The organism is Polaribacter staleyi, assembly GCF_038024045.1.
In the GTDB taxonomy this organism is placed as follows: domain Bacteria; phylum Bacteroidota; class Bacteroidia; order Flavobacteriales; family Flavobacteriaceae; genus Polaribacter; species Polaribacter butkevichii.
On the sequence record NZ_CP150665.1, the window covers coordinates 1,306,666 to 1,319,328 of the forward strand.

Genomic DNA, 12,663 nt, shown 5'->3' on the forward strand with positions numbered 1-12,663 from the left:
AATCTCACTTTTACAAGTGAAAAGGATTGATTTTTCACTAAAAAGCAGTTATATTAGCGTAGGCCATTAAGGTTTACGCTTTTTTTATTATCTTACCTTAATCTAAAAAAATAAAGTTTTTAAAATTATATACCCCTTATAAATCATCCCTTAAAAAAAATGTAGCCCCTCTACTAACATGCTAGAACTACTCATCCAAAATATATCAAAACACATTACTCTATCTAACGAAGAGATGGAAAATTTTTACAGCTTATTCAAAAAAAAGGAAGTTAAAAAAAAGAATTTCCTTATGCGAAAAGGTGAAATATGTAAGTTTGAAGGCTTTGTTACTAAAGGACTTTTTAGAGTATACCACATAGACAATAATGGCGTTGAACAAGTGCTTTATTTTGCACAAGAAAGTTGGTGGATTACAGATATAGACAGTTTTACTAATGAAAAACCATCGCACCTTTATATACAAGCTCTAGAAAATAGTGAGGTACTATTAATTTCAAAAAAAGATAAAGAGTTTGCCTATAATACTATTCCGAAAATAGAAAAACTATTTAGAATCATGACTCAAAAAACGCATATTGCGTTGCAACGAAGAATGATTGATAATTTGAGTAAAACTGCAGACCAGCGCTACATAGATTTCATTGAAAAATATCCTAAACTTTTTCTACGATTAACCAATATACAAATTGCCGCTTATTTAGGTATAAGCCACGAGTTTTTGAGTAAAATTAGACGAAAAATTGCTACTAAAAAATAAGTTGAAATTCATTTATTGAACTTGTTCAATGTTTTGTTGCCTACAAGCTTAGCATCTTTGCAGCATCATTTAAAACAAAACAAAATGAAACCGATTATTTCAACACTTTTTTTAACAATTTTAATTTTATTCAAAATGAATACACAAGCACAAAGTTTTAAAACAATAAAAACAAGCAACCTTAAATTACAGGTTTATAACGCATCAGAAAATAGTTTTGGTGTAGCATCAGTAATTATTTCAGGTAAAAGAAATGCAGTATTAATAGATGCTCAGTTTACGCTAGCAGATGCAGAAAAAGTAGCACAAGAAATTAAAGATTCAGGAAAAATCTTAACGACAATTTATATTTCTCATGGAGATCCTGATTTTTATTTTGGTTTAGAAGTATTTAAAAAACATTTTCCAAATGTTACCATTTATGCTTCACCAGCAACCGTAGAACACATCAAAGCTACAGCACAAAAGAAACTAGACGTTTGGGGTGAAAAATTAGGAAACAATATTACTTCTAACATAGTACTACCTCAGGTTCTTAAAGGGAATGCGATTCATTTAGAAGGCGAAAAAATAGAAATTATTGGGTTAAATGATTTTCCAAAAAGAACATTTGTATGGATTCCTTCCATAAAAACAGTTGTAGGAGGTATTAACATTTTTGGTACAACCTTTAATCTTTGGATGGCAGATGCGCAAACAACAGAAGTTCGTAATACCTGGATAACTATTTTAGACCAAATTATTGCTTTAAACCCTGAAATTGTAATACCTGCTCACGCAAATACTAATTCAGATTTTACGGTGGCTGCTGCAAAGCACACCAAAAATTATATTCAATTTTATGAAGATGCTTTAAAAAATAATAAAACTTCTGAAGCATTAATTGCAACTATAAAATCTAAATACCCTAATTTAACTTTTGAAACAGCTTTAATGCTAGGTGCAAAAGTGAATACAGGAGAAATGAAATGGTAAGATCTTTAAGTATATACAGCTTGACATTGTTTTTATTATTGTCAAGTTGTTCATTAAAAAATACTTCAATGACAAATCTAGAAATTATTAAAAGCACATACGAAGGTAAAACTTCAGAGGAAAATGGTGCAAATTTAGCCAAATATGTTGCCAAAGATATCAGTTGGACAGAAGCCAAAGGTTTTCCGTACGCAGGAACTTACATAGGTTTAGAAAGCGTTACAGAAAATGTTTTTAAACGTTTGGGCAGCGAATGGATTGATTATAAATTTATACCCGAAGATTATATTGCAAACGAAGACAAAGTAGTTGCTTTTGGTACATATGCTGGTACTTATAAAAAAACGAATCGTTACTTTGAAGCAAGAGTTGCCCATATATGGAAACTAAACAACGGTAAAATAATTAGTTTCGAGCAATTTGTAGATAGCAAAACCGTAGATGAAGCAATGCATTAAACAAGACAAATTTTGTTAGTTTTCTTTTGTTTTAAACTTGCTATTTTTCAAATATAAAATAGCTACCAACAACCAAATTTTCAAACAAAAAAAAACGCCAAATACTTAAAAAGTATTTGGCGTTTTTTATTTCATATATAAAATTCTATCCACATTTAGAAGAACCACAATCTTTACAAGTTAAGCAACCTTCTTGATAAATTAAATTGGTCGAATCACAATTATCACACGTATGTCCTTTTACCGCTGTACCATCTTCTACATAACGTTTTAAAGCACGTTGCACGCCGTTTTTCCAAGAACTAATAGACTCAGAATCGAATTGTAAACTCTGTATCAATTCTACAATTTTATCAATTGGCATTCCATGACGGATGGTTCCTGAAATTAATTTTGCATAGTTCCAAAATTCTGGATTAAACTTATGAGACAAGCCTTCGATAGTTGTTTTGTAACCTCTTTTATTTTGATATTGAAAATCGTAACGAGAAGATCCGTCTTCGTTTCTATTTTTAATAATCAATCCTTTATCTACCCAACGCGGAATTAAAATTCCGTCTTCATCATCTGTTAATCCTGTAAAAATCTCATAAGGTCTGTTATCTACCAAACCAACAAAAGCAATCCATTTTTCTTTTTGATTTTGAAAACGAACCACATCTGCTTCTAAAGTTTGAGGACGTTTCTTAGAAAAAGTAGTCGCTATTATTTTGCTATCTTTTTTATCATCCGCAGAAATTAACACCCCAGAACGAGATCCATCTCTATAAACCGTTACCCCTTTACAACCTACTTCCCAAGCTTTTAAATACAACTCTCCTACCAATTCTTCGGTAGCATCATTTGGTAAATTAACGGTAACACTAATAGAATGATCTACCCATTTTTGAATTGCTCCTTGCATTTCTACCTTGCTATTCCAATCAATATCATTAGAAGTAGCTTTATAATATGGCGATTGTTTTACCAACTCGTCTATTTCTTCTTGCGTAAAATTCTTAGAAGAGTCAATGTTATTTACATCCATCCATTGTTTAAAACGATGATGAAAAACCACATATTCTTCCCAAGAATCGCCAACCTCATCTACAAAATCTATACGTGCCTCTTTATCATTTGGGTTCACCTTTTTTCTACGCTTATACACAGGCATAAACACCGGCTCTATACCAGATGATGTTTGGGTCATTAAACTTGTAGTTCCTGTTGGTGCAATGGTTAACAAGGCAATATTTCTACGACCATGCTCTAACATTTCATAATACAATTTACTATCTGCTTCTTTTATTCTTAAAATAAACGGATTGTTTTTTTCTCTATCGGCATCAAAAATAGAAAACGCCCCTCTTTCTTTTGCTAAATTTACAGAAGATCTGTAGGTTTCTACACCTAAAACTTTATGTACTTCGGTAGAAAAAGTGTTTCCTTCTTTACTTCCGTAACGAATACCTAAAGCCGCCAACATATCTCCTTCTGCAGTAATACCAATACCGGTTCTTCTACCTTCAAAAGCTTTTTGTTTAATGTTTAACCACAAGTTTCTTTCTGTTGCTTTTACAACATCTTCTTCTGGATCGGCATCTATTTTTGCTAAAATTCCGTCTATTTTTTCTAACTCCAAATCAATAATGTCATCCATCATTCTTTGAGCTATTACAATATGTTTTTTAAACAATTCAAAATTGAATTTAGCCTTTTTTGTAAACGGATTTTCTACATAAGAAAACAAGTTTATCGCCAATAATCGACAAGAATCATACGGACATAAAGGAATCTCTCCACAAGGGTTTGTAGATACGGTTTTATACCCTAAATCGGCATAACAATCTGGTACTGATTCATTAATTATGGTATCCCAAAATAAAATCCCTGGTTCTGCAGATTTCCAAGCATTGTGTACAATTTTCTTCCAAATTTTAGTAGCTTCTATTTCTTTGGTATACACAGGGTTTTCACTAAACGTAGGGTATTTTTGCAAGTATTTACCATCGCCTTTTACAGCGTTCATAAACGCATCATCAATTCTTACAGAAACATTGGCACCGGTAACTTTACCTTGCTCTAATTTTGCATCTATAAAATCTTCTGCATCTGGGTGATTGATAGAAACAGACAACATTAACGCGCCTCTTCTACCATCTTGCGCAACTTCTCTTGTTGAGTTAGAATAACGCTCCATAAACGGAACAATACCTGTAGATGTTAATGCTGAATTTTTTACAGGAGATCCTTTTGGGCGAATGTGAGACAAATCGTGCCCAACACCACCTCTACGTTTCATTAATTGTACTTGTTCTTGGTCTATTTTCATGATGCCACCATAAGAATCTGACTCACCATTATTACCAATTACAAAACAATTAGACAAAGATGCTATTTGAAAAGGATTCCCAATTCCTGCCATTGGGCTTCCTTGAGGAACAATATATTTAAAATCTTTTATAGCCTCAAAAACTTCTGATTCGGTTAATGGGTTTGCATACTTCTTTTCTACTCTTGCAATTTCTGATGCAATTCTATGATGCATTTCATCTGGAGTGCTTTCGTAAATATTATCGGCAGAATCTTTTAAAGCATATTTATTTAGCCACACACTTGCCGCTAATTCATCGCCTTTAAAATAGTTGAGAGCAGCTTTTAAAGCTTCGTCTCTAGAATAGATTTTTCGAGGTGTGATTACAGTTTCAGATTTCATAGTAATTAAGGAGTTTTTGAGGAATAAATATCCCGCAAATATACAACCTAAAAGATGATAAAAATCATAAAGTTTCATAAAAAAAACGTTAACTTACTGTAAAATAGACGTATAAAAACTTATGAACACCCAAAAGTTAACAAATAATTTAATTTTTATGAAATTAATAGTGCATAAAATAAAGCTTCTAAATATCAGCATTTTAAAGTTGATTTTAGATTATTTATGTAAAAGGTTAACGCTGCTGAAATAAAGGAAACACCTTTAAATTAGACCGTTTTTTGACTCTTATTCAAAACAAATTTCTCTAACTACGGAAACCCGTAAAACAAATCTTTTTTTTTATTGCAATTTTATACGAGCTATAAATTGGGATGATTTTTTTTCTAGTATCTAAAGTTGATAATCATTACGAAAAATAAAAAACATAATAATTGTATAAAAAAAATAAACTATGGAAATACAAAATAAACTAAAATCATTAGCCGACAAAATTGTCCAAATGAAAGAAAAAATTGGAACTGAAGAAGCTACAAAAAATGCTTTCATAATGCCATTTATAAATATTTTAGGATATGATATTTTTGACCCAACAGAAGTTATTCCTGAATTTACAGCAGACCTAGGTCTTAAAAAAGGGGAAAAAGTTGATTATGCTATTTTTCAAAATAGCGAACCCATTTTAATAATAGAATGTAAAAACTGGAAAGAAGATTTAAACATTCATAATTCACAGTTATTTAGATATTTTCATGTAACTAAAACAAGATTTGCACTTCTAACAAATGGAATTGAATATAAATTTTATTCAGATTTAGAAGAATCAAATAAAATGGATGAAAAACCATTTCTTGAATTCAACGTTTGCAACATTAAAGAATCAACAATTAATGAAATTGCAAAATTCCATAAATCAAATTTTGACGTAAACAAAATTGTTGACAACGCTAGTTCATTAAAATATACTAAAGAAATCAAAAAAATCCTTGACAAAGAATTACAAAACCCATCATTTGAATTTGTTAGGCATTTTGCAAACCCTGTTTATTCTGGTAGATTAACAGAAAAAGTTATGGAACAATTTAAGGAATTAGTTCTAAAAGCAACAAATCAATACATCAGTGAAAAAGTAAATGACAGATTAACTTCTGCCCTAAATAAAGAAACAGAAAAACAACAAGAACAAGTTGTAGAAGAAGAACCTAAAAGCAATATAATAACAACAGAAGAAGAATTAGAAGCTTTTCAAATTGTTGTAGCTATTTTAAGACGTAATCTTTTGAAAGAAAGAATTGTTCATCGAGATACACAATCATATTTTGGAATATTACTAGATGATAATAATAGAAAACCAATTTGTAGACTTCATTTAAATGGAGGTAAAAAATATATCAGTTTATTTAACGAAAACAAAAAAGAAATTAAAGAACCTATTGAGTCAATAGATGAAATATACAAATTTGAAAAAGAGCTTTTAAAAACAATTGAAAATTACGAGTCTGAATAAAAAAAGGTGAGCAACTTCTTGTATAAAAACGTCAGCAAAATCTAAAAAAAATAGTAACTACTACATAAACATTAACTTAAAATAGAAAATATGAAAAAAATCTTACTACTGTGTTTAACCTTAATAATTATGACTTCTTGTAAAAATGAGGTAAACAAAGATGAAATAATTAAAGAAAATATAGGAAACAAATTAAAAGAACAATTAAAAAACCCAGACAGCTATGAATTTGTAAGTATGAATTTAACTAATTCTTTTACAGTAAAAAAAAGAAAAGAAACAACTACCAAAGCGGATTTGGAAAAAATAAGAGAACTTAATAAATCTGTCCCTTCACCAAACCTATTAAATAGTATGGAAACCGAATATTCTTTTCTTGAAAAACAAACCGATGAAAATAAAACAGCTTTATATCGTTATGATTTTGTAGCTAAAGGCACAAATAGTTTTGGAGGAGTAATACAGTCTAAATATTCAGCCAATGTTTTGAATGACGAAAATTTTACAGTATTAAGTATAAGTAAAAATGATTAAAAATTAAATATGTCATTTCTAAATAATTTAGCGAAAGGATTTGTAAGGTCAGCCGTAAATCAAGTAGGAAGAGATGGTGGAAAAGTTATTAGTAATCAAATTTATGGCAATTCTCATTCTACACCAGTAAGAGTTGTTTCTAATAATCAATCACAGCCTCAAAATATTGATACTTCAAATCTTATAGAAGAAAAGGAATATGTTTGGGTAAAGTTTTTTTGGGCAATTATAATTTCTGGAATTTTACCAATTTTAGGTGGTTTAATAATTATTTATCGAGGTTTTGTAAACTTCAATAGAAAACTTATGAAAATGTACAGAACTGAAAGTCAATCAGTTTATACCAGCGATAAAAGATATAAATCTGGACGTAGATACGAGGGAAATAAACAAGTTAAAATTCCCGTAAAAGTTGAAATTAATGATAGCCAAAAACGGAGAACAAAAATTAAAAGCTATGGATATTTCATAATCGGAATAACTTCAATAATAATTTATTCCTTTGCATTAAGGTAAAAAAAGCCAGTGCACAACGCCGTATAAAATTAATTGCTAGTTCTAGCGGATTTTCTATTCGGTTTGTATTTGCTAGATTAGGTACTCAAATCACGTAACAAACCATATACTAGACCGTTGTTGCGCATGACCCCCAAAAAAAAGAGAAAAATGTTTGACGGAAAAAATTCAAAAAAAATCGAATACTTAGAAGAAGAAAGAGTAAAAATTTAGGAAAGACTTGTTCCTTCTGACTTACTTTCCAAGGTTTATTCTGAAAATGTAGATTTAGTCCAACAATCAATGGAAAATTCAGAAGATAGAAAATCTGCAAGATCTAAAATTAAAACGAAAGTTCTTGAAGCATTTAAGGAAGAAGATAAAAAGAATAATTTAAATATTTTCACAGACTTTTACCCTATCATAAATAAAATAAACAAAGTATTTAAATAAAATAAACTTAAGATGTATATAAAAAATAATAACTATTTAAAAAACTTAAATAGTAGAGTGAATAATCCGAATAAACTCTATAAAAAAGAAGTAGGAAAAAATAATTAAATTTAAATTTAGATGAAAATAAAATTTTATTTTATTGCCGTAATAGCAATGATTTTTAGTTTTTCTAACTGTGAAAACGATGAAGACACTATCTCTTCTATTGTGCAAATTACTGTTAATGATGTTTCAGGAAACTCAATTTCAAATGAGACTGTCTATATGTTCAGTCAGCCAACTACCGAAACATTTGGCAGCAATCCAATTCACGCTAAACAAAGCTCAGTAACAGATGAGAGCGGAATAGCAACTTTTGAATTACAAGAAGTAATTGACTTAGATCCAATAAACTCTCAATCTACACTATACTTTACTGTACTAGAGAAAACTTCAAGCACTAATTATTCAGTAAAAGGAACAATTGGAGTGACTATAAAAAAAGGTGATAATTACAAAAAAACCTTAACCCTAAATAAATAAAAAATAGAATTGATTTATGACGTCTATTTTTTTAGACGTCATTTTAAATAAAAAAATTATTTATTAATTCTAATTACAGAATTAGAATACTCCACAAAAACAGCCAAAAAACAACAAAATTGTTAAAAAGAAAATAAATCTAAAACGAAAACTATGAGAAGAATTATTACATTATTTGCATTATTATTAGTCACAAGTATATTTGGACAAAAAGAAATAGATTCTTTAACTTATGAAAATACGCAAGACATAAGTTTTTTCAAGAACATAAAAAATAGAACATTAGTTCAAAAATATAAAACGATTAATAAAAATGTAATTAAAGTTGGAGACACTGTTATCTTAGGAAACCCAACATCACAAGAATTTAGTTCAAAAACTTACTCTGGAAGCTATGGTAATAAAGCTCGAGGCGGTATTTCAAAATCTAGAAGCACTACAAAAAAGACTTATGAATTTATAAAAATGGGAAGACCAGCTGGATTTGGAAGTGTTATGGCTTCTTTAAACGGAGATGCTCAATCAATGGCTAGCAATAGTTTAAAAAACTCAAAAGCCATAGTAAAAGAAATAAAAGCTTACCATAGAGGAAGTAAAAAGAAACCATTATACTTAGTTATGGTTCTTGGAGAGATGAATGGAAGAGCTTTTGGAATTAATAAATTCTTAAGTGTCATGGACACTGAATTAGCAATTGAATCAGGAGAAGTTTTACTTAAGAACAGAAAAATGACAAGAGATGAAGCTATTGCAAAATTAAGAGAATCAAAAGAATTACTAGAAATAGACATGATGTCTAAAGAAGAATTTGAAAACCTAAAAAAGGAACTAGGTCCAATTATTAGGAATAAAAATTAAAATTACATTTTATAACCTAAAGCAAACTTAATACTAGTTTTAAGTCACTTTAGAAACTCCACATAAAATTTCTATTTGGCAAATACTGAATCACATTAACTATAAACAACTTAAACAAAAAAACTCCAAACACTTTTAAAAGTATTTGGAGTTTTTTATATCCTTATGGTTTGATCATTTTTAATACTCAAAAACACCAAACTCACTTGTAATTGTTAGTTTTTTAGTTGCTGAAGCTTCTACTCTACCTACAATTTTAGCATCTACGTTAAACGACTTTGAGATGGAAACCTTATACAAAACTCCGCTAACTATAAGCTAAAAAACCAATCAAATAAAAGTAAAAAAACACTATCCTAAAAGTAGATAAATATCTAATAGAATAGTTGCTCTATCTTTTAAAGCATCAGAAACTAATTCTAAGGTAAAATAAAATTATAAAAAAATGTATTTTTATATTGTAACAATCGTTACAATATGTATATTTGCAGAATAATTAAATAATAATGGCGGGTAGACCTAAACATTTTGAAAATGAAGAATTAATTGAGAAGGCAACAAAAGTCTTCTGGAAAAAGGGTTTTATAGCTTCTTCTGCTCAAGATTTATTAAAAGCGATGGAAATAGGGCAAGGGAGTTTTTATCGTTCTTTTCCTGGAGGCAAGAGAGAGTTATATCAAAAGTCATTATTTCAGTTTGTAGAAAATGCAAACAAACAATTCTCTAAAGGTATTGAAGAGAGCCAAGACCCAATTGAATTTTTAAATATTTTCTTTACACGAATTATTGAACAACCAAAACCCAAAAGTAATAATGGTTGTTATTTAGGAAATGCAATTGTTGAATTAAGTAATTTAGATGAAGAAACCAAAGAATTATCGGTAAAGTTACTTTTAAAACTAGAAAGTGGCTTTGAGGCTGCTTTAATCAAGGCTCAAAATATGGGGAAATTAGACAACGATAAATCGCCTAAATTGATCGCTATGCATTTAATTAATTTATGGAACGGACTTAATATAACTCAAAAAATGTACACGGATAAAAAAGCACTGAAATCACTTTTAAAAATGAATCTTCAAATATTAAATTAAATTTTTTTAATCAATATTGTAACGATTGTTACAATTTAAAATCAAGTATTATGATAAAACTAAACCTAGAAATAGGTAGACTAATTTTAAGAATAACAATAGGCAAATTTCTATTGTTTTACGGTATAAAAAACGCCACAACTGATGTACTATTTCCATCTAAAACTAATTTAAAAAACTTATAAAAATGAAAAAAATAATTCTAGCATTCTTGTTTAGCACCACTATTCTAACATCCTATTCTCAAACTTCCATTTCAGAACTTAATATAAACCCAATCAAAGTAGACTACCTAGGTGGACCAACGGTTATTATTGAAATAGAAGGTGTTCGATTTATGACAGATCCAACTTTAGATAAGCAGGGAAGCACCTATCAAATGACACCAACTATTCAATTAGAAAAAACAGGCAACCCTTATTTGGAAAAGTTTCCTCCGATAGATTATGTTCTTTTATCACACGATTCTCATCAAGACAATCTTGATACCAAAGGTAGAACGTTATTGAAAAATGTAAAAAAAGTTTTTACATCTAAAAGTGCTTCAGAAAATCTAAAAAATAATAGTGTTGGCTTAAAACCTTGGGAAAGCGAAACGATTGTTATTTCAAAAAAATTAGAAATAACCATTACCGCAACTCCAGCAAGACACGGTCCAGCAGGTTTTACAAAATTTACGGGTAATGTAATTGGCTTTATCATATCTGTCAAAAAAAATAATAAGGAATACCAAATCTACTTCACTGGTGATACTGTATATTACGAGGGAATTAAAGAAGTATCCGACCGATTTAATCCTCAATATATCATCGCCTGCGCTGGCGCAGTAAAAGCAATGGGATTACTTTACATTACAATGAATGAAAATGATTTGGTTGATACTTCCTTTGCTTTTCCTGAGGCTACTATTATTCCTGTTCATTTTGAAGGATGGGCTCATTTTTCTGGAACAATTTCACCAGCTAAAAAAGTATTCGAAATATTGGGCATTAGCGATAAATTAATGATTCTCGATAAAGAAAACACCAATCACTTAATAATAAAATAAAAAATAATGGAATTACTAAAAAATTTAAACTGGCGATATGCCACCAAAACATTTGACAAGACTAAGAAAGTGGCGAAAAATGATTTAGAGAAAATTAAAGAAGCCATTCGATTATCGCCTTCTTCTTTTGGACTACAACCTTATAAGGTATTTGTAATAGAATCTCAAACCGTAAAAGAAAAAATTAAAGCAGCAGCTTGGGGACAAGGGCAAACTGTTGATTGCTCACACTTATTTGTTTTTTGTAGCTATAAACACTTGAAAGATGAACACATTGATGAGTTGTTTGATTTAAAAGCTTCTGCTTTTGGTAAAGATAAATCTGAATTTGAAGGATATATCTCCTTTATAAAAGGAAAAGTGGCAGAAAAATCATCTGATGTACAAGGGATATGGAACTCAAGGCAAGCATATATTGGTTTAGGAAACTTAATTAATGCCTGTGCAGAGTTAAAAATTGATGCTTGTCCAATGGAAGGTTTTGATCCCAAAAAAGTAGGAGAGATTTTGGATTTGGAGAGTAAAAACTTAAATGCAGTGGTATTAGCAGCAGTCGGATATCGTTCTGATGAGGATCAAACTCAGAGTTTCCCTAAAGTAAGAAAATCAAATGAAGTTTTGTTTGAAACTCTATAAATCACTTTAAATGCTTAGAAAGCAAAAAAACTCCAAACACTTTTAAAAGTATGTAGCATCTTTAAGACCTGAAGATCTAGAGATCCGTAAAAAAGTTGATATTGGATATTCTTATAAAAAAAACATAGTAATCCTGTTTGAAATTCGCCCTAAATGGGATGACCCCAAAAAAAAGGAACACATTGAATTTGCTAAAATTCGATATTACAAATCGAGAAAAGAATGGAATTTATATTGGATCAGAGCTAATTTAAAATGGGAACTTTATGAGCCTTTTCCTTTGTCTACACACTTATCAAAAATAATAGAAATCATAAAAAAAGACAAACATGGGGGGTTTATGGATAATTCAATTCAAAATTTGAATTACTTGCACCAGTAAGATGAAAAAAAAATAATGTTTTAGATTTTTTAACAGAATTAAATAATTCTAAAATAGTTTATATGACTCCTACAAGGTACAACAACACTCAAGCCATTAAAGCTTCCTTTGTCTATTGGCGAACAAATTTAACTGACATTGAAATTATAATTGACCAACTTAAAAAGAATAGCTAACCATCAAATTATAAGACGCAATAGAAATTTCTTTTAAACCCAATATTAAATAGAAATCATATAAATAATG

Annotated in this window: 14 protein-coding genes; 13 read left to right on the plus strand and 1 reads right to left on the minus strand. The window is 29.6% G+C overall.

The window, feature by feature from the left end; all coding sequences use genetic code 11:
- Positions 1 to 178: 178 nt before the first annotated feature.
- From WHD07_RS05700 to WHD07_RS05710, 3 genes are all read left to right on the plus strand, one after another.
- Positions 179 to 760, plus strand: coding sequence for a Crp/Fnr family transcriptional regulator (locus WHD07_RS05700; protein WP_343330413.1), 582 nt, complete (start codon positions 179 to 181; stop codon positions 758 to 760).
- An 84-nt stretch (positions 761 to 844) separates the two neighbouring features.
- Entirely contained in the window at positions 845 to 1,735 is an 891-nt protein-coding gene (locus tag WHD07_RS05705) for an MBL fold metallo-hydrolase (protein ID WP_343330414.1), read from the plus strand.
- Between the two features lie 68 nt (positions 1,736 to 1,803).
- Complete coding sequence (locus tag WHD07_RS05710; RefSeq protein ID WP_343330415.1) at positions 1,804 to 2,193, plus strand: nuclear transport factor 2 family protein; 390 nt, start codon at positions 1,804 to 1,806, stop codon at positions 2,191 to 2,193.
- Between the two features lie 145 nt (positions 2,194 to 2,338).
- Here WHD07_RS05710 and WHD07_RS05715 read toward each other — a convergent pair whose 3' ends face one another.
- On the minus strand, positions 2,339 to 4,888 hold the full coding sequence (locus tag WHD07_RS05715; protein ID WP_343330416.1) for an adenosylcobalamin-dependent ribonucleoside-diphosphate reductase: 2,550 nt from the start codon (positions 4,886 to 4,888) through the stop codon (positions 2,339 to 2,341).
- Between the two features lie 454 nt (positions 4,889 to 5,342).
- On the opposite strand from WHD07_RS05715, the gene WHD07_RS05720 reads away from it, so the two are divergent.
- The 10 genes from WHD07_RS05720 (at position 5,343) to WHD07_RS05765 (ending at position 12,417) form a co-directional block, all read left to right on the plus strand.
- A complete protein-coding gene (locus tag WHD07_RS05720; protein WP_343330417.1) occupies positions 5,343 to 6,395 on the plus strand; it encodes a type I restriction endonuclease in 1,053 nt (350 codons plus the stop codon).
- Between the two features lie 90 nt (positions 6,396 to 6,485).
- Positions 6,486 to 6,929 carry a hypothetical protein gene (locus WHD07_RS05725; RefSeq protein WP_343330418.1) on the plus strand — a complete coding sequence of 148 codons (444 nt, stop codon included), beginning with the start codon at positions 6,486 to 6,488 and terminating at the stop codon, positions 6,927 to 6,929.
- Positions 6,930 to 6,938: 9 nt separating this feature from the next.
- The gene (locus WHD07_RS05730) at positions 6,939 to 7,445 is read left to right on the plus strand and encodes a hypothetical protein (protein ID WP_343330419.1); all 507 of its coding nucleotides are present in this window, start codon (positions 6,939 to 6,941) and stop codon (positions 7,443 to 7,445) included.
- Positions 7,446 to 7,727: 282 nt separating this feature from the next.
- Positions 7,728 to 7,877: a hypothetical protein gene (locus WHD07_RS05735; RefSeq protein WP_343330420.1), complete on the plus strand. Its 150-nt coding sequence runs from the start codon at positions 7,728 to 7,730 to the stop codon at positions 7,875 to 7,877.
- 120 nt (positions 7,878 to 7,997) lie between these two features.
- The gene (locus tag WHD07_RS05740; RefSeq protein ID WP_343330421.1) at positions 7,998 to 8,402 is read left to right on the plus strand and encodes a hypothetical protein; all 405 of its coding nucleotides are present in this window, start codon (positions 7,998 to 8,000) and stop codon (positions 8,400 to 8,402) included.
- A gap of 153 nt (positions 8,403 to 8,555) precedes the next feature.
- Positions 8,556 to 9,260 (plus strand): hypothetical protein, encoded by a 705-nt coding sequence (locus tag WHD07_RS05745; RefSeq protein ID WP_343330422.1) that lies wholly within the window; start codon positions 8,556 to 8,558, stop codon positions 9,258 to 9,260.
- A 506-nt stretch (positions 9,261 to 9,766) separates the two neighbouring features.
- Entirely contained in the window at positions 9,767 to 10,351 is a 585-nt protein-coding gene (locus WHD07_RS05750) for a TetR/AcrR family transcriptional regulator (protein WP_343330423.1), read from the plus strand.
- A gap of 187 nt (positions 10,352 to 10,538) precedes the next feature.
- The gene (locus tag WHD07_RS05755; RefSeq protein ID WP_343330424.1) at positions 10,539 to 11,399 is read left to right on the plus strand and encodes an MBL fold metallo-hydrolase; all 861 of its coding nucleotides are present in this window, start codon (positions 10,539 to 10,541) and stop codon (positions 11,397 to 11,399) included.
- A gap of 6 nt (positions 11,400 to 11,405) precedes the next feature.
- Positions 11,406 to 12,035 carry an NAD(P)H-dependent oxidoreductase gene (locus WHD07_RS05760; protein WP_343330425.1) on the plus strand — a complete coding sequence of 210 codons (630 nt, stop codon included), beginning with the start codon at positions 11,406 to 11,408 and terminating at the stop codon, positions 12,033 to 12,035.
- Positions 12,036 to 12,231: 196 nt separating this feature from the next.
- A complete protein-coding gene (locus tag WHD07_RS05765) occupies positions 12,232 to 12,417 on the plus strand; it encodes a DUF3024 domain-containing protein (RefSeq protein WP_343330983.1) in 186 nt (61 codons plus the stop codon).
- Positions 12,418 to 12,663: the final 246 nt, after the last annotated feature.